Consider the following 19,193-nt stretch of genomic DNA (forward strand, 5'->3'; position numbering starts at 1 on the left):
ATAGTTATTCCTTCAGAGTAGTGATGTCACTGGATTTGGCGGATTTGAAACGCCTTGCAACCACCACGATCATGGCCAGGACCAACGTGGCTTCGGCTGCGGCCAGGCCCATGACGAACAGGGTGCCGAGCTGTCCGAGGACCGCGCTGAAATCGGTCAGCTGCGCGGCCGCCACCATGGACAGGCCCGCGCCGTTGAGCATCAGCTCCACCGAGATCAGCATGCCCACGAGGCTCCTGCGCTGGGTCAGGCCGAACAGGCCGGCGCACAGGAGGATCAGGGCGACGATTTGATAAAGGGTCAACGCGCTCATTTACTTATCCCCCCCGTTCTTATGGCCCCGCTTTTCCCAGACCAGCAGGACGGCGCCGGTCATGGCGACCATCAGGATGACCGAGATCAGTTCGAAGGGCAGGAAGTAGGAACCGAGGAGCCCGTCGCCGAGTTGCTTGATGGTCACTTCCACGGGCACGGCCACGGACGCGGCGGGCCGGGTCAGGACCAGCCAGCCCAGCAGGGCCGCCGGGGCCATGGTGGCCGCCAATCCATACAGGTAGCGCTTCATGGGCGCCTTGCCGGATTCGTCGCCGCCCTTCTCCGCCCGGGTCAGCATGACCGCGAAGAAGATCAGGACGCTGACCGCGCCGATATAGATGAGCAATTGCATGAAGGCCATGAAGGGCGTCGCCAGGAGCAGGTACATCCCGGCCACGCCGACGAGCGTGGTGATCAGGCCGATCAGGGCACGCACCAGGCTGCTGCTCGACACGGCGAGGACGGCCCCGCCCAAAATGACGAGCGTGTACACGCCGAATGCTATTTTTGCCAAGACTTCCATATTAGGCCTCCTTCTCCGCCGCGGCCGGAACGGCCTCGGTCTTGTGGGCAGGCGCGGAAAGTTCCGTGGCCTGCGCCTTGAGCCGGGCGAGAAGATCGAGTTTCATCTCTTTCCTGGAAGTCGCCACCCAATAGATGTCATTGGAGAATCTCAGCGACTTGGCCGGACAGTTTTCAATGCAGGTGCCGCACAGCGAGCACAGGGTGTAGTCGTAGATGAACTTGGCCGGGTTCTTGGGGGCCTTGGGCTTCTTGACCTTTTCCCCCGCTTCCTCGGCCGCCTTCATGGCCGCTTCCTCCGCGGCGGTGGGCTTGGGAGGCTTGGACTTGACCACGGTGAGGCATTTGCTCGGGCAGTTGGTCACGCACATCATGCAGGAAATGCATTTGGGCGTGGCCGGATCCTTGGGCTTGCCGATGAGTTCGACGTGCCCGCCGTATGTTGACAGATTCTCGTCGTCGATGACCTCGCGCGGATAGTGGACCGTGATCAGGGGCTTGCAGAAGTACTTGCCCGTGATCTTCAGGCCCACGATCAGGGACCAGCAGTCGAGAATCGGCTGAATGACGTTTTTCTTGAATTTACCCATGTCTACACCCCTACAGCTTCACGATCAGCGCGATGGCCAACAGGTTGAAGGTGGCCAGCGGCAGCAACCATTTCCAGTTGATGTTCAGGAGCTGGTCGAACCGGACGCGGGGGTAGGTCCAGCGGGCCCAGACCATGAGCGACAACAGGGCGTAGGTCTTGATGAGCATCCACCACCATCCGTCGACGCCGGGGAAGGGGCCGTGGTAGCCGCCCAGGAACAGGACGGAGCAGACGGAACACATGACGACCATGTAGCCGTATTCCGCCATGAAGAAGAGGCCGAAGCCCATGGAGGAATACTCGGTATGGAACCCGGCGGTCAGTTCGGACTCGGCCTCGGCCAAGTCAAACGGGGCGCGGTTGGTCTCGCCGAACATGGCGATGATGAAGACGAAGAAGGCCAGGAACGTGAACGGGTTCCTGAAGATGAACCAGTTCCAGATGTAGCCGTCCTGCATGGCCGTGATCTCGGTCAGACTCAGGGTGCCGGTCATGAACGAAATGGCCAGCACGGTCAGCAGCAACGGAATCTCGTAGGCCACGGTCTGGGACACGGCACGGGCCGCGCCGAGCACGCCCCACTTGTTGTTGGAGGCCCAGCCCGCCAGGATGACGGCCAGCCCGTTGAAGCTGGAGAAGGCCAGGATGAGCAGCAGGCCGAGGTTGACGTCCATGCCGGTCAGCACCGGGCCGTACGGGATGGGCAGGAAGAGCAGCAGCACCGGCAGCATGGACAGGATCGGGGCGAGCCAATACAGGGCCGCGTCCGCGTTGTCCGGGGTCAAGAGCTGTTTGCCCATAAGCTTCAGCCCGTCGATGAGCGGCTGGAGCGCTCCGTGGGGGCCGACCTCGAAGGGGCCGGGACGGCGCTGGATGTGGCCCGCGAACTTGCGCTCGCAGTAGACCCACACCAGGGCGTTTATCCCCAGCCAGACCATGGCGGCGACCGCCGCGATGATCAGGACTATCAGGTTTGTTAAGAATGCGTTCATTGATTCCCCCTACCGGTCGATTTCAGGAATGATCAGGTCCAGGCTGCCCAGGATGGCGACGGCGTCCGCCAGGAGCGTCCCGGTGGCGGCCTCGGCGAACGCGCTCAGATTGGAGAAGCCCGGCGCGCGCAGCTTGACGCGGTACGGCACCTTGCTGCCGTCGGACACGACGTAGACACCGATCTTGCCGCGGCCTCCTTCCACGTTGAAGTAGGCCTCGCCCACGGGCGGCTTCATGGCCGGCTTGGGAGCCTTGTCCACGATGTGCCCGCCCTCCGCTGACGGGAGCTGCTCCAGGGCCTGCTCGATGATGCGCATGCTCTGCTCCATCTCGGCCAGGCGGACGTGGTAGCGTCCGGCGGAACAGCAGGAATCCTGCGTGGGAATCTCGAAATCGAAACGGTCGTAGACCGAGTACGGCTCGTTCTTGCGCACGTCGTAGGGAACGCCGGCGCCACGGACCACGGGACCGGTGCAGCCGTAGCGGCGACACATGTCCTGGTCGATGACCCCGATGCCCTCGATGCGGCGGCGCAGGATGAGGTTCTCGGTGACGAGATCGTGATACATGGGCAGTCTCTCGCGGAAGTGCGGGATGAACGCCTTGATCAACTCGACGCACTTGTCGTCGATGTCCATCTGCACGCCGCCGACGCGGAAGTTGCTGTAGGTCAGCCTGGAGGCCGACGGCCTCTGCAGGATGTCCAGGAGCATTTCGCGATCGTCGAAGGCGTACATGATGGGCGTGAATGCACCGAGGTCGAGGATGTAGGCGCCCCACCACAACAGGTGGGAGGCCAGGCGGTTGAGCTCGGTCATGATGACCCGCAGGTACTCCGCCCTTTCCGGCACCTCGATGCCCATCAGTTTTTCCACGGCGCCCACATAGGCCCAGTTCCAGGCCATGGCGTGGCCGTAGTCGACGCGGCCCATGTTGGGGATGAATCCGCCCCAGGTTTGGGTCTCGCCCATTTTTTCATGCATGCGGTGCAGGTAGCCCAGCACGGGCTCGGCACGGACGATGTACTCGCCGTCCACCTCGATCACGATCCGCAAAACGCCGTGCGTCGACGGGTGTTGCGGACCCATATTGATGATCAGGGTGCCGTCCTGCTTCCCGGCCTCGAACTTCTGGGTGTAGAAATCACCCTTCATTTGTTCTGTATTCTGGTAAGCCGACATACACTCTCAGTCCGGTGTTTGATACCGACCGGTCGCCCCGGCCTACGCGTCGGAGGCCTCCCCGGCCTCCGCTTCCGCAAACAATGCTTCCACTTCCGCGGAGCAGGACACGACTTCCCCCAGGGAGAGCAGGTCCTTGATGGACTTGCGCGTCTTGTCGGTCTTGCACAGCGGACAGAGGTCCTTGTCCTCCACCGGCATGAGCAGCGGCACGAGGTTGGGATTGCCTTCGAACTCGACGCCGTGGAAGTCGCGGGTCTCCCGCTCATGCCACTCGGCGCCGTCGAAGACGGACGTGATGGACGGGACCACGGGGTTGTCCTTGCCGACGAGGATGCGGAGGACGACCCGTTCGTTCAGGGTCCATCGGTTGAAATGATACTGCACCAAAAACCCCTCATCCACGTCCAGGGCGAAGATGTCCTCAAGGGAATATTCGGCCTCGAACAGCTTCCTGGCGGCCCTGACTATCTGGCCCGGCGCCAAAAAGACCGACCAAGCGTGCCCCGTGGCCGCCGGATCCTGTTTGGCGACGCACTGGGTCGCGATTCCTTCCAAAGCCTGCAACATGGCTACCCCTCCACCTTGGCGGCGACGGGCCACCAGCGTTTGCCGGTGATCAGACGCTGCAGCTCGAAGAACCCCTCAAGCAGCCCCTCGGGCCTGGGCGGGCAGCCCGGCACATAGACGTCCACGGGGATGAGCGTGTCCACCCCCTCGATCACGTTGTAGTTGTCCTTGATCTTGAAGGGGCCGCCGGAGATGGCGCAGTTGCCCATGGCGATGACCCACTTGGGCCCGGGCATCTGTTCATAGAGCCGAACCACGGACGGCGCCATCTTCTTGGTCACGGTGCCGGCCACGATCATGACGTCGGACTGACGTGGCGAAGGCCGGAAGACCTCCGCCCCGAACCGGGCCATGTCGAACCGGGCCATGCCGGTGGCCATCATCTCGATGGCGCAGCAGGCCAGACCAAAGGTCATGGGCCACAGGGACATGGAACGACAGACGTCGAAGAGGTCCTGGGCCAGTTTCATGTTGACGATGGGCGGATCCATGCGATGGTTGCCCGCCGTCAGGAACTCCTGTTGCACTACTGAATCCTGCGCGGCCATGTGAACACCCCTTTCGCCCAAAAATAGATGACGGAGAGAATAAGGAAGAACAGGAAGATGAAGACCTTCACGAAGGGCACCCAGCCTTCGGCGTCTGCATACGCCGTGGAGACCGGGAACAGGTAAAGGACGTCAACGTCGAAGGCCAGGAAGATCAGGGCGTATACGTAGTAGGATACGCCCCACCGGGCCCACGAACTGCCGTAGGGGATCATGCCGCACTCGTACGGCATGCCGATATCCCCTCCCCTCGCTTTGGGGGCGAGCAGCCCAGCCAGAATCAACGGCCCGATGGCAAACAGCAGGCCAGCGAGCAGAAACAAGACAATTGCAAAATGCAGCCAATTGAAAATCATACCCCATCCTTTGGCAGTAAATTTGCGGGAATCTTGAACCAATAAAATTTTCAAGAATTAACGAGTTCCATGCCCCGAAAAAAGCCCCAAGTCAAGCACCTTGCGCTTTTTTTCGTAAAGAACCTACCGCCTAAGTATGTAATTTTCTTAACTCTGCTTAGCCCCCGTCCCGCCTTGGTTCCCGCCCTGGCCCCATACCCCTCCGCAGGACGGAAAACAGGTCCCTCCGGGGGATGAAAAAGGGCGTTTCGACCACGCGAAACGCCCTCTGAAAAAACCGATCATGACGATCCGCCGCCCTACCCCGGCGAATCATATTCTGCGAAGGTGCCGTAATCGGCCCGGCCCTTTTTCTTGGCCCCGTACATGGCTGCGTCCGCCCGGCTGATAAGGGTCACGGTGTCCTTCCCGTCGTCGGGATAGAAGCTGATGCCGATGGTCGCCCCGATGACCAGTTTCAGGCCGCCCACGTCATAGGGCTGCCGGACCACTTCGAGAAGGTTCCGGGTGAAGCTCAAGGTCCCGGTCTGGTCGTCGATGCCGGGCAGGAGGATGCCGAACTCGTCCCCGCCCAGCCGGGCCAGGGTATCGGACTCGCGGGTGCGCTGCTGCAACCGCTCCGCGACTTGGCGCAGGAGTTCGTCCCCGGTCTGGTGGCCGTGGGTGTCGTTGACGCGCTTGAAGTCGTCGAGATCGACGAAGAGCACCGCCACCTTGGTCCCGTAGCGCTTGGCCACGGCCAGGGCGTGCTCCAGCCGGTCAAAGAAGCGGTGCCGGTTGGCGATGCCGGTCAGGCTGTCCTGGGTGGCCAGCCGCTTGAGCTCGAACTCGACGTTCTTGCGCTCGGAGATATCTTCAAGGACGCCCTCGATGAAATCGTCCCCGTTGCCCGGACGGACCACCCTGGAGGACTCCGAGCACCAGACGACCTCCCCGTTGCGGCGCTGCAGGCGGAACTCGAATCCGGTCACGACCCCGTTGCGCATCATGAGCTCGCGGTACATCTGCCGCTCGTTCTCTTCGGGCATGAACCGGTCCCGGAAAGCCGGCCTGCCGACCACGTCCTCCATGCGGTCATAGCCGAGGATGCGCAGCATGGCCGGGTTGGCCTCCATGAACTCCCCTTCCGGGGTGCATTGGAAAATTCCCTCGATGGCCCGCTCGAAGATGGAACGGTACTTCTCCTCGGCCTCGCGCAGGGCGGCCTCGGTGCGACGGCGCTGTTCCACTTCCTGTTCGAGCAGGACCTTCTGCCGGTTCATCTGCAGAAACGCCTTGACCTTGCTGATCAGGATGTCCACGTCCACGGGCCGGAAGAGGTAGTCCACGGCCCCGGTCTCGTAGCCCTGGCGCACGTTCTCCTCGTCCTGGAAGATGGCGGTGATGAAAATGATCGGCACGTTGCGGCTGCGCTCGTGCTCCTTGATCTTCGAAGCGGCCTCGTAGCCGTTCATGCCGGGCATCTGGATGTCCAGAAGAATCAGCGCGAAATCGTCGTTCCGGGCCATGTCCACGGCCTCCAGGCCGCTGTCCGCCTGGACCACCCTGCACTCCACGTCGCGGAGCATGTGGTTGAGCAGGGCCAGGTTGGTCCGGGAATCATCGACGATGAGAATCTTCTGCAACTGGTCGTTCATGCTTCCCCCCTCAGGCGGTCTCCCGTGCGGGCACATCCACCCTTTCGAGCCTCACCCCGCCCTCCACCGGTTCACCCTTGAGGATGAAATCGAAGCGGTCGAGATCCATGCACAGGTCGAAATCCTCCTCCGGGCAATCCTCGCGGGCGTCGTCGAAAAACTTGGCCGCCGTGTCCACATCGTGGAGGAATTTCTTCAGGGTCTTGAAGCTGTTGGGATATCCCTCGATCTCATTCTTGATGTACATGGCGCACATCATGTCCTCCTGGGCGCGCATGACCCCGCCGGTGCCCATGGCCACCAGAGTGACCACCTCGGGCTGTTTGGCCAGGACATAGTCGACCACGGCCCGGGCATTGACGAAGGAGCCCATGACAACCTCGTCCGCGTTCTCGCAGACCATCAGCCCGCGCGTGCCCGCGTTGGTCACGTGGATCAGCGTCTCGCCCCGGATGTCCGCCTTCTCGATGAGGGCCGGGGAGTTGAGATAGTCGAATTCCCTGGGCGGGACGTCCACCAGTTCGCCGATAACCTTGCCGCCGCGCTCGGCGGCCATGGCCCGCGCCCGGTCCAGGCTGTCGGTGACGATGTACTCGGCCACACCCCCGGCCGCCAGAAAGCAGCCCAGGGTGGTGGACCGGAACACATCCACGATGACGACCAGCCCCTTGGCACGCTGCGCGCCGGACAAACATTCCACCACATTCACGATCATCGGAAATTCCTGTCTGGTTGGCACCGGGCGGCCTGTTCCCAAACCGCCTCAACCTCTTGATTCTCATGCGGAACGCGGTCGCCCGAAAACGGTTTATCATCCCTCTTAAACCCGCAACACTGGAACAGTAAAGGTTTTTCCGGCCTGTAATTGACGGCCATTTCATTGCCATCCGGCGGCATGATGAAAAATCGAACCCCGGTTGCGGACGATCGGTGATTCTTCGGCCCGCCCCCGTGCGCACGGTTCCGGAATCCGGCGAAAAGACGCAAAACGGCCGGGGGACATCCATCCCCCGGCCGCTTCGCGTCTGCCGGAACGGCTATTTTTCGGCCAGCGCCCGCTCGACCATTTCAATGTAGGGTTCCAGCCCCGAGCGCACGTCCTTGGGCCACTCAAACGGCCCGGGCCGGGGCTCGTCGGCCACCCGGCGGACCAGGGCGGCCATGCCCTTCTCGTCGGCGGGGTCGGGGAAGACCCAGCGTTGCGGCAGGAAGCGGGCGCTCCCGTTCAATCCGCTCGACACGGACCGGCAGCCGCAGGCCAGGGCCTCGAGCACGGCGTTGGAGCAGGCGTCGTAGAAGGAGGCCAGGATGAACACGTCGGCCGCGCGGTAAAAGGCGGGCATGTCGTCCACCCGGCCCAGGAAGCGGACCCGCTCGGCCACGCCGAGTTCGCCGGCCAGGCGCTCGTACCGGGCCGGATTGCGCCCGCCGGCTACGTGCAGGACGAAATTTTCGGGCAACAGGGCCATCATGCCTACCAGGTGGCGGATGCCCTTGAGGGCGAAGTTGGTGGCCGCCGTGGCCACCACCACCTGGTCCTCGCCGATCAGGTACGCGGCCCGCAGCCGCAGCCGCTCCTGACCGCCGATGGGCGAGAACCGCTCCAGGTCCGGTCGGTTGTAAACCACGTCGATGGCGTCCTTGTTCAGGGACGGGTGCGCCTCCACCAGCCAGTCGCGGACCAGGTGGGAGACGCAGACGATGCGCGGGGTGCGCCGCATGCGGATGCGGTCGATGAGGTGAATGGCCCAGTTTCCGGGAGACAGCCGTCTGCGGAGCATCTTGAAGGAACGGGCGGGTCCCTCGGGCCAGGCCCGCTTGGACAACTCCCAGAACTTGGAGATGGGTCCGCCGCCAATGCGCAGAATGTCCTGATTCAGGGTCTTGCCCATGCCGAAGACGAGGTCGTAACCGCCCTTTCGGCACGCCTTGTCCGCGGCGTAGGCGAACCACAGGACCTTGACCATGCGGAAGGCGCCGAACCGGCCGAGCACCACGGGCTCGACCCCGTCGGGCGGGTCGGTTTCGCACCGGGCGCAGATGAAGTCGACCTTGTGGCCGCGCTCGGCCAGGGCCTCGCTCAGCCGCCAGGCAAAGGATTCCGCGCCGCCGTACCGGCTCAGCCTGGGCATGGTCACCGCCAGCCGCGCCTGTCTTTCCGCTTTTTCCATGAATCGGACTCTTGAACCTTTTTTACGGTTTGGCAACCCCGGAGTTGCCCGCCGGGCCAAAGACGGCTATGCATTCCAAAAAAATCGAAAGGAACGCCATGTTTTTCGCCACTCCCGCCCTGGATCTGCAACTCTTCCTGCTCATCAATCAGCACTGGCACAACGGTCTGCTGGACACGATCATGCCCCTGTTCTCGTCCATGGCCGTGCTCATGGTCATCCTGGCCGCGGCCGTGGCCGTGGCCGTGCTCAAGGGCGGCAAAAAACAACTCATCCTCTTCCTCGTCCTGCTGGCTGGCATGGGCGTCTCCGATTTCACCACCAAGCTGGCCAAGGATGAGATCCACCGGGTCCGCCCGCTGAACGCCGTGGCCGGCACCCGCTTCGTAGAGAGCGGCGAATGGCGCTCCCGGCCGGACAGCTTTGTCCGGACCAAGGAAAACGGCTCGTCCTACCCCTCGGCCCACTGCGCCAACACCATGACCCTGGCCCTGCTGGCCCTGCTCCTGTGGCCGGGCCTCAAGGCGTGGCCGCTGCTGGTGCCGCTCCTCTCGGGCTATTCCCGCGTTTACCTGGGCAAGCACTATCCCACGGACGTCCTGGCCGGATGGCTGTGGGGCGTGGTCGTGGCCGGAGCGGTCTGGCTCCTGTGGCGGGAGCTTGCGCGCCGCTACCCTTCTCTACGCCCCTAGGCGGATTCCCTTTGAACGGACGAATTCCCCCTGGAACAGGCTAGTCGTCCAGGTCCTCCGGGACCCCGGCCTGTCTGCGATAGCGCCGGTAAACCCGGATGCCCAACCAGCCCGAGAACGCGAAGAGCGCGACGCTCATGCCCACGGACAGAACCACGCCCGTAGTCGACTCGCGGTTCATGCCCGCGCCGAACAGGGCGAAGATGAAATTCTGGGGAATGTAGCCCAGTGTCGAGCCAAGCACGAAAGGCAGCAGCGGGATGGAGCTGACCCCGGCGGCCAGGTTGACGATCAGGTTGGAGCCCAGGGGGAACAGCCGGATGGCCAGGGCCGTGTTGAACGGCTCGTGCTGGAGGAACCGGTTGACCTTGTGCACCTTCTTGCCCAGCTTGCGCTCCACCAGGTCCCGGCCGCCCATGCGGGCGTACAGCGCGGCCATGGCGCAGCCCAACCCCGAGCCCACCGTGGACAGCACCGTGCCGCCGAACATTCCGAAGGCGAAGCCGCCCAGGAAGCCGATCAGTTGGCGGGGCAGCCCCACGGCGGTGAAGACCGTGCTCACGGCCAGGAAGATGATCACGGACAGCGGCCCGCGCCCGAGCACATGGTCGTTAAACCACTGGGTGTTGGACAGCATGTCGCCCAGGCCCATGGCCCGGGAGACGTAGACCGCCCCGCCGAGCACGGCCAGCATGATCAGCCCCTTGGCCAGGGACTTGAAATTCAGGGTGGAGTCTTGCTTATCCGAGGTCATTTCGCTCACGTTGCATACAATAATAAAGGGCCAGCAAACACGCCTGACCCAGGAAAAACAGCGGGTCGCGCTGCACGAACCCGTAAGCCAACCCGGCCAGCCCGGAGACCGCCAGGGCCGCCTGCGCCGAACGCGCCAAGGGTTGTACTCCTTTCCCGCGCATTCGTAAAACACCGATCCGCACGAAAAAAAGCCCCTGGACGACCACGACCAGGGCCAGCAGCCACCAGTGGTCGGGCAGGGTCATGCCTATTTCTTCTCTTTGACGGTGTAGCCGATGTGCCGGGTGATGAGCCACTTGACCCCGATGAGGTCCCAGATGCCCGCCAGGGCCCGGTCCAGGGTGCCGTACTTGGACACGCCCGCCCCGCGTTGCCTGTGGTTGACCTTGACCTCGTGGATGCGCGCGCCCTCCATCTTCATCAGGATGGGGAAATAGCGGTGCATGTTCTTGAACCGGGGAATGCGCCGCAGCAGGTCCGTGCGCATGACCTTGAGGGAGCAGCCGGTGTCGTGCACACCGTCGTCCACGATGGAGTCGCGGATCTTGTTGGCGATCCGCGACGAGATGCGCTTGATAAAGGTATCCCGACGCCGGGCCCGCCAGCCGATGACCATCTCGCACTCATTGCCGAAGGCGGCGAGCATGTCCGGGATGTCGGACGGATCGTTTTGCAGGTCCGCGTCCATGGTGACCACGATGTCGGATTCGACCGCGTCGAAACCGGCGCAGAATGCGGCCGACTGACCCCGGTTCTCGGCAAAGGCCACATAGCGCACCTCGGAGTGCTGCTCGGCCAGCTCGCGGATGATCGCCAGGCTCCGGTCCGTGCTGCAGTCGTCCACGAACACGGCCTCCCAGGGGCGGCCCGTGGAGTCGGCCGCAGCCCTGATCTCGGCGAACAGGCTCTGGAGGTTGTCCTGCTCGTTGTAGACCGGCAGGACCACGGAAAACTTTTCTGCGTTGCTCATAGGGGTGATTCTCTACGGAATTCGGGGACGGTTGTAAACTTTTTGCTGGTCATTTCCCCGTTTGACCAAGGATTTCGCGGTCTGGAAAATCTTTTGGGACTTTCTCTAAATTTGCTGTTGACAAAAATCCGGCATCAACCTAGAAACTCCTTCTCACGTGTCGCGGGGTGGAGCAGTACGGTAGCTCGTCGGGCTCATAACCCGAAGGTCGTAGGTTCAAATCCTGCCCCCGCTACCAAGGAAATCAAGCGGTTACATCTGAATGGATGTAACCGCTTTTTCTTTTGTTCAAGACGCGGAGTCCCCTGCCCAAAAAAAAGACAGCCCAGCGGGTTGACAAAGATCCGGTATCAACCTAGAACCTGCCTCTCACGTGTCGCGGGGTGGAGCAGTACGGTAGCTCGTCGGGCTCATAACCCGAAGGTCGTAGGTTCAAATCCTGCCCCCGCTACCAAGGAAAACAAGCGGTTACATCTGAATGGATGTAACCGCTTTTTCTTTTGTCCGGGCGGCGCGACGGCCCTGGAAACGCGGGGGCCCGGACAATCCGCTCGATCAATACCGCTCCCCCGAGGCCGCGCCCGGAGGGAGGACCGCGTCGATCCGTTGCAGTTCCTCCGGGGACAGGCGGACATCCACGGCTGCCGCATTTTCATCCAGCCGCTCGGACCGGCGGGTGCCGGGGATGGGGACCACGTCCTCGCCCTGGGCCAGGAGCCAGGCCAGAGCCAACTGAGCCGGGGTGCAGCCCTTGTCCCGGGCCATGGCCTCCACGGTCTCGACCAGCTTGAGGTTCCGGGCCAGGTTGGCTTCGGAAAAACGCGGGTTCTCCAGCCGCCAGTCGTCCGGGGCGAGGTCGGCCCGGCTCTTGATCTTTCCGGTCAGGAAGCCCCGCCCCATGGGGCTGTAGGCCACCAGGCCGATGCCCAGCTCCCGGCACGCGTCCAGGATGTCGCCCTCTACCTCGCGGGTCCACAGGGAATATTCGTATTGCAGGGCGGCGATGGGATGCACGGCGGCGGCGCGTCGCAACTCGTCCGCCGTGATCTCGCACAGCCCCAGGTGGCGGACCTTGCCCTGCTCCACCAGCCGGGCCATGGCCCCCACGGTCTCCTCGATGGGCGTGGCCGGGTCCATGCGGTGCTGGTAATAGATGTCGATGCGGTCCGTGCCGAGACGTTCGAGACTCGCCTCGCAGGACGAGCGCACATAGTCCGGGCTGCCGTCCAGGCCCAGCCACTCGCCCACCTCGCCCCGGACGACCCCGAACTTGGTGGCCAGCACGACCTCGTCGCGCCGCGTGGCCAGCGCCTTGCCGAGCAGCCGCTCGTTCTCGCCCACGCCGTACATGTCGGCCGTGTCCCAGAAGTTCACGCCCACGTCCAGGGCGTGGTTGAGGGTCTTGAGGGACTCGTTCTCATTCCTCGGCCCGTAGAAATCGGACATGCCCATGCAGCCGAGCCCGATGGCCGATACGGTGAGGCCGCCCTGCCCCAATGTTCTCGTCTTCATATGTCCCCTCTCTGTTCGTCATGGTCAGGCGAAGCCGGAACGTTCTCCCGATGCTTCCAGCCGGTTCCCTTCAGCGTACCACCCCGACGGGAAGCTGCCAAGGCGTCGCGAGAAAAAGGGCCTGCGGTACATTCTCCCGCAGGCCCTTCTCCATGTCGATCCATTGTCATGCAGAATCAAGTCCGCTGACGGGGAATCCGGGCGGACAGCGCGAACAGGACGCCTCCGGCCATGAGAACGGCGCCCACGGCACCGAAGCAGTTGCCGATGCCGAACCGCTCGACCAACGGCTCGAAGAGCATGGGCGAGACGAACTGGCCGAGCAGAAAGAAGGTGGTCAGCCCGCCCACGGCCCTGCCCCTGGACCGGGCCGAGACCAGGGAGAGCAGCCAGACGTTGACGTTGGGCATGAGCAGCCCGAAGCCCATTCCGGCCACGACCATGCCCGTCAGTACGCCGAGGTACCCTCCGGCCAGCCAGACCACGGCGTAGCCCAGCCCCATGAGCAGGGAGAACAGGGCGAATATCCCGGCATTGGAGAGGCGGCGCTTGAGCCGCCCGAATTGCATGGACGACAGCGCGCCGATCATGTTCATGGTCCCGATGGCCACGCCGATGGCGGTATTGCTGACCCCGCCCAAGGACTTCAGATAGAACGGCAGTTGGACCGGGATCATGTAGAAGATGACCATGCCCACGAAGGCCAGCAGATAGATGGGCAGGAACCGGACCAGCGAGTCCCGTTCCTCCCCTTCCGTACCGGCATGTCCATGCGGGTCCGTTTCAGGCTCATAGAGATAGGCCAGCGCGCCGGGCAGGATGCAGAAGGCGAACAGGTAAATGAGGAACGGGTAGCGCCAACTGACGTCGGCCAGCATGCCCCCGGCGGTCAGGAAGACCAGCCCGCCGAAGCCGGTGAACGCCGCCTGCATCCCCATGAGCCGGTTGCGCCGCTCACCCTGGTAGTAGTCGCCGATCAGGGTGGTGAAGCCGCTCATGATCCCGGCCACGGCCACGCCCAGCAGAGCCCGCCCGGCCATGATGGCGTACAGCGAATCCAGGTACGCTCCGGAGCTGCCGCCCAACCCGTAGAGGAACAGGGAGACCGCCAGCACCGGCCTGCGTCCGAACCGATCCATGAGCATGCCCATGAGCGGCGCGGTCAGGGCGATGAACAGGGCGTGCACCGAGAGCAGCAGCTTGACCAGCATCTGGGCCTGGGGCGCGTCCTGGAAGTGGACGGCCATGCGCGGCAGGGAGGGGGCGATGGTCGCCCCGGCCATGACCGTGAGGCTGCTGCCGAGCAGGATGACCAGATCACGCCGAAGCTCCCGGCCGTCGTCCGGCCCGGCCTGGATTCGCGGCATGATCAGACGCCTCCGTCGTTCCGGGCGGGGTGGATAACCACCAGGCGGGTCGGGGTCTGGCGCAGGTCGAAGCTGTGCATGACCCCGGTCGGGACGTGCAGGAAGGCAGGACCGGTGACCGTCTCCGGCTCGTCCTTGTCGTCGCGGGTCACGACGATCTCCCCCTCGGCCAGAAAAACGAACTCCTCGTAGGGGTGGGCCTCGTACGGCGAGGTGTCCTCAACGCCGCCGAAAACGACCTCGACTTCGAAATCGTTGAGCGGTCCTCGAAACATGCGGGTGATGTCGGGCATGATGCCTCCTTGGGTTCAAGGTTGCGGGTCAACAGACCGATTCCGTCAAGAAAGATCTTCCTCCAGGTTGCGGCGCAGCTTGAGCAGCCCCCGGCGCAGCCCGGCCACATCCTCCTCGTCCATCCCGCGAAAGGCCTCCTTGAGGTAGCGGGCGTGCACCTTTCGCAGCGGACCGCACAGGGAACGCCCGGCCTCGGTCAGGTGGCAGCGGGCCAGCCTGGCGTCGCGCTCGTCGGGCAGTCTCTCGACCAGCCCCTTGGACTCCATCCCCGCGAGGATGCGGGTCACGCTGTGCCGGTCCTTGAACGCCCGTTCGGCCAGTTCGCTCTGATACAGGCCGTCCTCCTGCCAGAGCAGGCCGAGCAGGGTGAACTGCTCCCGGCTTATCCCAAGCCCCGAATCATCCAGCGCGCGCAATAAGCGCTTTTTGAGAGACAGGGCCGTTGTATACAACAAAAAGCCGATGAACCCGTCGGACAAATAGTCCGGCAACTCGTCGTAATACTCCTTGCCGTCCGGGATACCCGTACCCAAACGATTGTTGTCCATTGCTTCTCCGGGGTGGATTTTGTTGTCATGACAACAATATTGATTTTGACCGATGTTGTCAATCCGCTCTGCGGGAATCGGCTGTCCGTTCGCGCCGACAACCTGTTATCGCGCGATATTTTTACCGGCCACGAGCCGGGCGGGATAAGTGCGGGGTTATCGGAAGACCGCCCGCTCGGCCAGGTCCGGAGGGAGGACGAGCCCGAAGCGGGCCAACTGCTTCCTGTTGAAGAACATCCGGCCCTGCTGGTCGTCCAGGGCGGAGAGGTCGGCGATGTCCTGGCCCCTGAGGATGCCGGCGGCCAGCCGCCCGGCAATGGCGCCGTGTTCCTCGCCGACCAGGACCAGCGCCCCGACCACGCCCTGATCGCCGACGGCATAGTCCTGGGTGGCGAACACGGGCGCGGTGCCGTGCTCCGAGGTCCAGGCCACGACGGTCTTGTAATCGACGTGCTCCCCGTTCCGGTCCTTGAGGGCGTGATAGATGGGCATGAGGATAAAATCGTATCCATTGGCAAGGACTGTCTCCCGCCAACGCGCCCACTCGTCGATCAGGGCGCAACGCACGGTCCGGCCGTCAAAGGCCACTGATTGTCGTCCCATGAAGTTGGTATCGAAGATCGCCTTGGCCGTGGGGCTGTCGTCCATGAGCACCAGGATGTTCCGCGCGTCCGGGACGACGCCCGTCAGCACCCTGACCCAGTGGAACAGCGGGATGCGCTCGATGACGCCGACCACGTTGGGCGGCAGGCTCCTGAAATAGCTGCGGGGATTGTTGTTGATGCCGAAGTAGACCACCGGGACCCCGGTGTCGGCTATGGCCGGCCCGAGGATGCGCAAGGCGTTGTCGTCTCCGAGCATGACCAGGTCGGGCCTGGTCCGCTGAAACCGGGCCATGGCCTCGTCCACGTTCGCACGGTACTCGGCGGGCGTTCTGCGCTTGGTATCGAGGTAGGTGATGTCCAGGGCCACGGATTCGGGCAGGGCGCTGCGGATGCCCCGCTCGCACTGGCCGGTCCACGGCAGGGACGGGTCATAGCTCTGAATGAGCAGGATCCGTTTCTGCGCGGCAAGGGACGGCACAGCCGTCAGCATCAGCAAGGCGGCCACCGAGAGATAGCTGATCCATGCGACTCTTCCGTCCACGACATCCCTCCCGATGCGCTCGAAGCCATTTCCCCCCTTGCCCCCGAAGCTGATCCCCATTTGAACACCAAGCCGCCGCGGCAACAATTATATTCCGCCTTTCCGGGCTGTTCCCCGGTGCATTCCCGACCCTATACAGCCTGGCGAAGACCGCGCGGCGCCTTCACGAATCATTTCGCGGCAACCGGAACGCGCGCCTTGCCACGTCGCCGGTCGAATATCCTGGCCGTCCGGGCGCCCCGGATCAAGCGCTTGTTTGACTGTCCAATTCGATTCTGGCATTGGGGAGAGTAGGATAGATACTATCCGGCGGTGCGAGCGTTTTCGGCCTGGCAATCGTTCACCTCTTCAAACTTCACAGCAACCACTGCATCAAGACGAGGTTTGTAGCATGAAGACTCTCCTGAAGTTCTCACCGGTCATCGTGGCCGTGCTCATGGCCATCCTGCCCACCCCCGAGGGGCTGACCCCCCAGGCGTGGTATTTTCTCTCCATCTTCGTCGGCGTCGTCGTCGGGCTCATCATCGAACCCGTACCGGCCGCCCTGGTGGGCCTGACCGGCGTCGCCCTGGTGGCGGTGCTCGGGCTCATCGACCCGAGCCCGACCGTCAACCGCAACTGGGCCCTGTCCGGGTTCTCCAACGGCGTTATCTGGCTGATCTTCTCGGCCTTCATGTTCGCCCTGGGCTACCAGAAGACCGGCCTGGGCAAGCGGATCAGCCTGCTGCTCATCCGCCTCCTGGGCAAGTCCACCCTCGGCCTGGGCTACGCCATCGCCTTTTCGGACGCCATCCTGGCCCCGTTCATGCCGTCCAACACCGCCCGCAGCGCGGGCACCATCTACCCCATCGCCAGCAACATCCCGCCCATGTTCAACTCCACCCCGGACAACGAGCCGCGCAAGATGGGCGCCTACCTGCACTGGGTGGGCATCAGCGCCACCTGCGTGACCAGCTCCATGTTCCTGACCGCCCTGGCCCCGAACCTGCTGGCCGTGGACATGATCCAGAAGAGCGTGGGCATCTCCATCGGCTGGGGCGACTGGGCCAAGATCATGATCCCGGCCATGTTGCCCCTGTTTATCCTGACCCCGTGGCTGGGCTACCTGCTCTTCCCCCCGACCCTGAAGCACTCACCCGAGGCCCCGGCCTGGGCCGCCGAGGAACTGCGCAAGATGGGCTCCGTCAGCACCAAGGAGCTGATGATGCTCGGCTATGCCATCCTGGCCCTGATCTTCTGGATATTCGGCAAGCAACTGCACGTGAACTCCACTGTGGCCGCCATCTTCGTGCTGACCCTCATGGTCCTGACCAACATCATCACCTGGGAGGACGTCATCACCAACAAGGGCGCCTGGAACGTCCTGACCTGGTTCGCCACCCTGGTGGCCATGGCCGCGGGGCTCAAGAAGACCGGCGTACTCGACTGGGTGGGCAACATGATCTCCACCAACCTGACCGGCATGGCGCCGGGCTCGGTGGTCGTCCTGCTGGTCATCCTCTTCTTCGTGCTCCACTACTTCTTCGCCAGCACCACGGCGCACACCACGGCCCTGCTGCCCCTGTTCATGGCCACGGCCGCCCCGCTGCTGCCGCCCGAGATGCTCCCCAAGGTCGCCCTCATGCTGGCCGGCTCCCTCGGCCTCATGGGCATCATCACCCCCTACGCCACCGGCCCCTCGCCCATCTGGTACGGCGCTGGCTTCATCAGCCAGGCGCGCTGGTGGGCGCTCGGCGGCATCTTCGGCCTGTTCTATCTCCTGTCCATGATCGGGGTCACGGTCTTCTACGTCTGACCGCGCCCCGCCGCGAACCGACCGACCGGCCGCACTCCGTTGCGGCCGGTTTTTTGTCGGCACGGACGAATGCGGAACAATGCTTCGCATCCGAATGCGTCGAACCGGCCGGTTCGACGAGACAAAAGAGCCCGGTCAAATAGCCGGGCTTCGGATAGTCTGCAAAAGGATGCCCCAGAGGACAAAGGGGCGGTATCTCCGAGGAGACAATCTATTCGGGATTCTTACCCCAGTTGACATGTTTTATAAAAAATTAATTTATTTCATTGAGTTAACATGGCAAAACGCATCAACCCCCGACAACCGCGAACAAAATGATTCATTTGGTGAAGAACCGGCCGAAATGGTTGACGGGCGACCCTGTTTATCGGTTATAAGATCGAATTATGAAAACCAATACCCTCTCCCTCCCGGCGGCAACATTCGGACGCCTTCCGCGCCTTCTCGCTCCACTCCTCCTGTGCTGGCTCCTGCTGGCCGTTCCAGCCCGCGCAGCCGACCCCGCGCCGCAGATCAAGCCCTGCCTCGCCTGCCACTCGGTGGAGCGCATCTGCCGAAACGTGGACAAAGACGGCGAGTTCTGGACCAAGACGGTCAAACGCATGATTGCCAACGGGGCGCACGTGGGGCCAGCTCAGGTCCCCGGCCTGGTCGCCCTGCTCGCCAACCCGGACCACGCCAAGGTCCGCGAGGCCCTGAACTGTCCTTCTCCGGACAGCCTGGAAGCCAGGGTGGCCGCCGTCCCAACCGCCGTGATCCTGGCCCATCCCGTGCTCATGATCCTGACTCTGCTCCTGTCCCTGTGGGTGGCCTGGCAGGGCGTGAACCGCGCCCGCTTCTCGCTGCTCAAGCAAAAGGTCACCTTCAACTGGAAGGGGCACACGCGGTACGGGCTGGTGGTTATGGGCCTGTGGGTCGCCGGAGCCGTGGGCGGGTCCATCGTCACCGACATGCTCCACGGCATCCCCGACGCCTACGAACTGCACGAGGGCGTGGCCTCGGTCATGCTCGCGCTCATCGCCTTCGGCGGCGCCTCGGGCCTGTACATGGACCGCAAAAAAGCCAAGCGCAAGATGCTGCCCATCCTGCACGGCGTGGCCAACATGCTGCTCATGCTCCTGGCCTTGGGCCAACTCGTCACGGGCATCGTCATTGTCGCCCGCATTCTCTCGTCCTAGGCCGGTTTGTCGCGGAATATTCAAGGCGGGGCTTGCAACCCCGCCTTTTT

At 63.4% G+C, this 19,193-nt stretch carries 22 protein-coding genes and 2 tRNA genes; 5 read left to right on the forward strand and 19 right to left on the reverse strand.

What is annotated here, in order from left to right; all coding sequences use genetic code 11:
• Positions 1-4: 4 nt before the first annotated feature.
• The 11 genes from nuoK to V8V93_RS14160 all read right to left on the reverse strand — a co-directional run bounded on the left by nuoK (position 5) and on the right by V8V93_RS14160 (position 8,885).
• Entirely contained in the window at positions 5-313 is a 309-nt protein-coding gene (gene nuoK / locus V8V93_RS14110; RefSeq protein WP_338667231.1) for an NADH-quinone oxidoreductase subunit NuoK, read from the reverse strand.
• Positions 314-838: an NADH-quinone oxidoreductase subunit J gene (locus V8V93_RS14115; protein ID WP_338667232.1), complete on the reverse strand. Its 525-nt coding sequence runs from the start codon at positions 836-838 to the stop codon at positions 314-316.
• 1 nt (position 839) lies between these two features.
• Complete coding sequence (locus V8V93_RS14120) at positions 840-1,427, reverse strand: 4Fe-4S binding protein (RefSeq protein ID WP_338667233.1); 588 nt, start codon at positions 1,425-1,427, stop codon at positions 840-842.
• 10 nt (positions 1,428-1,437) lie between these two features.
• Complete coding sequence (gene nuoH, locus V8V93_RS14125; protein WP_338667234.1) at positions 1,438-2,421, reverse strand: NADH-quinone oxidoreductase subunit NuoH; 984 nt, start codon at positions 2,419-2,421, stop codon at positions 1,438-1,440.
• A gap of 9 nt (positions 2,422-2,430) precedes the next feature.
• The gene (locus V8V93_RS14130; RefSeq protein WP_338667235.1) at positions 2,431-3,603 is read right to left on the reverse strand and encodes an NADH-quinone oxidoreductase subunit D; all 1,173 of its coding nucleotides are present in this window, start codon (positions 3,601-3,603) and stop codon (positions 2,431-2,433) included.
• Positions 3,604-3,645: 42 nt separating this feature from the next.
• Entirely contained in the window at positions 3,646-4,173 is a 528-nt protein-coding gene (locus V8V93_RS14135) for an NADH-quinone oxidoreductase subunit C (RefSeq protein ID WP_338667236.1), read from the reverse strand.
• A 2-nt stretch (positions 4,174-4,175) separates the two neighbouring features.
• A complete protein-coding gene (locus V8V93_RS14140; protein WP_338670195.1) occupies positions 4,176-4,664 on the reverse strand; it encodes an NADH-quinone oxidoreductase subunit B in 489 nt (162 codons plus the stop codon).
• 35 nt (positions 4,665-4,699) lie between these two features.
• Complete coding sequence (locus V8V93_RS14145; RefSeq protein WP_338667237.1) at positions 4,700-5,077, reverse strand: NADH-quinone oxidoreductase subunit A; 378 nt, start codon at positions 5,075-5,077, stop codon at positions 4,700-4,702.
• 299 nt (positions 5,078-5,376) lie between these two features.
• Positions 5,377-6,714, reverse strand: coding sequence for a diguanylate cyclase domain-containing protein (locus V8V93_RS14150; RefSeq protein ID WP_338667238.1), 1,338 nt, complete (start codon positions 6,712-6,714; stop codon positions 5,377-5,379).
• A gap of 10 nt (positions 6,715-6,724) precedes the next feature.
• On the reverse strand, positions 6,725-7,429 hold the full coding sequence (locus V8V93_RS14155) for a 2-phosphosulfolactate phosphatase (protein WP_338667239.1): 705 nt from the start codon (positions 7,427-7,429) through the stop codon (positions 6,725-6,727).
• 322 nt (positions 7,430-7,751) lie between these two features.
• A complete protein-coding gene (locus tag V8V93_RS14160) occupies positions 7,752-8,885 on the reverse strand; it encodes a glycosyltransferase family 4 protein (protein ID WP_338667240.1) in 1,134 nt (377 codons plus the stop codon).
• A 98-nt stretch (positions 8,886-8,983) separates the two neighbouring features.
• On the opposite strand from V8V93_RS14160, the gene V8V93_RS14165 reads away from it, so the two are divergent.
• Positions 8,984-9,577, forward strand: coding sequence for a phosphatase PAP2 family protein (locus V8V93_RS14165; protein ID WP_338667241.1), 594 nt, complete (start codon positions 8,984-8,986; stop codon positions 9,575-9,577).
• Positions 9,578-9,617: 40 nt separating this feature from the next.
• On the opposite strand, the gene V8V93_RS14170 is transcribed toward V8V93_RS14165, so the two are convergent.
• Genes V8V93_RS14170 through V8V93_RS14180 form a run of 3 tightly spaced genes read right to left on the reverse strand, consistent with a single transcriptional unit; the run spans position 9,618 to position 11,303 of the window.
• Entirely contained in the window at positions 9,618-10,331 is a 714-nt protein-coding gene (locus V8V93_RS14170; protein WP_338667242.1) for a TVP38/TMEM64 family protein, read from the reverse strand.
• Complete coding sequence (locus V8V93_RS14175; RefSeq protein ID WP_338667243.1) at positions 10,318-10,578, reverse strand: lipid A biosynthesis domain-containing protein; 261 nt, start codon at positions 10,576-10,578, stop codon at positions 10,318-10,320. The genes V8V93_RS14170 and V8V93_RS14175 overlap by 14 nt, the downstream gene beginning before the upstream one ends.
• 2 nt (positions 10,579-10,580) lie before the next feature.
• Positions 10,581-11,303 carry a glycosyltransferase family 2 protein gene (locus V8V93_RS14180; protein WP_338667244.1) on the reverse strand — a complete coding sequence of 241 codons (723 nt, stop codon included), beginning with the start codon at positions 11,301-11,303 and terminating at the stop codon, positions 10,581-10,583.
• 161 nt (positions 11,304-11,464) lie between these two features.
• On the opposite strand from V8V93_RS14180, the gene V8V93_RS14185 reads away from it, so the two are divergent.
• Both V8V93_RS14185 and V8V93_RS14190 read left to right on the forward strand, forming a co-directional pair.
• Positions 11,465-11,541: transfer RNA gene (locus V8V93_RS14185), tRNA-Met, on the forward strand.
• Between the two features lie 139 nt (positions 11,542-11,680).
• Positions 11,681-11,757 (forward strand) — tRNA-Met (locus V8V93_RS14190).
• A gap of 101 nt (positions 11,758-11,858) precedes the next feature.
• On the opposite strand, the gene V8V93_RS14195 is transcribed toward V8V93_RS14190, so the two are convergent.
• The 5 genes from V8V93_RS14195 to V8V93_RS14215 form a co-directional block, all read right to left on the reverse strand.
• Positions 11,859-12,815 (reverse strand): aldo/keto reductase, encoded by a 957-nt coding sequence (locus V8V93_RS14195; RefSeq protein WP_338667245.1) that lies wholly within the window; start codon positions 12,813-12,815, stop codon positions 11,859-11,861.
• 176 nt (positions 12,816-12,991) lie between these two features.
• Positions 12,992-14,182 carry an MFS transporter gene (locus tag V8V93_RS14200; RefSeq protein WP_338667246.1) on the reverse strand — a complete coding sequence of 397 codons (1,191 nt, stop codon included), beginning with the start codon at positions 14,180-14,182 and terminating at the stop codon, positions 12,992-12,994.
• A gap of 2 nt (positions 14,183-14,184) precedes the next feature.
• Positions 14,185-14,475: a cupin domain-containing protein gene (locus V8V93_RS14205; RefSeq protein WP_338667247.1), complete on the reverse strand. Its 291-nt coding sequence runs from the start codon at positions 14,473-14,475 to the stop codon at positions 14,185-14,187.
• Positions 14,476-14,520: 45 nt separating this feature from the next.
• The gene (locus V8V93_RS14210) at positions 14,521-15,024 is read right to left on the reverse strand and encodes a MarR family winged helix-turn-helix transcriptional regulator (RefSeq protein WP_338667248.1); all 504 of its coding nucleotides are present in this window, start codon (positions 15,022-15,024) and stop codon (positions 14,521-14,523) included.
• A 156-nt stretch (positions 15,025-15,180) separates the two neighbouring features.
• Entirely contained in the window at positions 15,181-16,170 is a 990-nt protein-coding gene (locus V8V93_RS14215) for an ABC transporter substrate-binding protein (protein ID WP_338667249.1), read from the reverse strand.
• Positions 16,171-16,561: 391 nt separating this feature from the next.
• Between V8V93_RS14215 and V8V93_RS14220 the strand changes: the two genes are divergently transcribed.
• Together V8V93_RS14220 and V8V93_RS14225 are read left to right on the forward strand one after the other, a co-directional pair.
• Positions 16,562-17,965, forward strand: coding sequence for a DASS family sodium-coupled anion symporter (locus tag V8V93_RS14220; protein ID WP_338667250.1), 1,404 nt, complete (start codon positions 16,562-16,564; stop codon positions 17,963-17,965).
• A gap of 386 nt (positions 17,966-18,351) precedes the next feature.
• The gene (locus tag V8V93_RS14225) at positions 18,352-19,143 is read left to right on the forward strand and encodes a DUF4079 family protein (protein ID WP_338667251.1); all 792 of its coding nucleotides are present in this window, start codon (positions 18,352-18,354) and stop codon (positions 19,141-19,143) included.
• Positions 19,144-19,193 lie beyond the last annotated feature (50 nt).

Source organism: Pseudodesulfovibrio sp. 5S69 (assembly GCF_037094465.1).
Lineage (GTDB): Bacteria > Desulfobacterota > Desulfovibrionia > Desulfovibrionales > Desulfovibrionaceae > Pseudodesulfovibrio > Pseudodesulfovibrio methanolicus.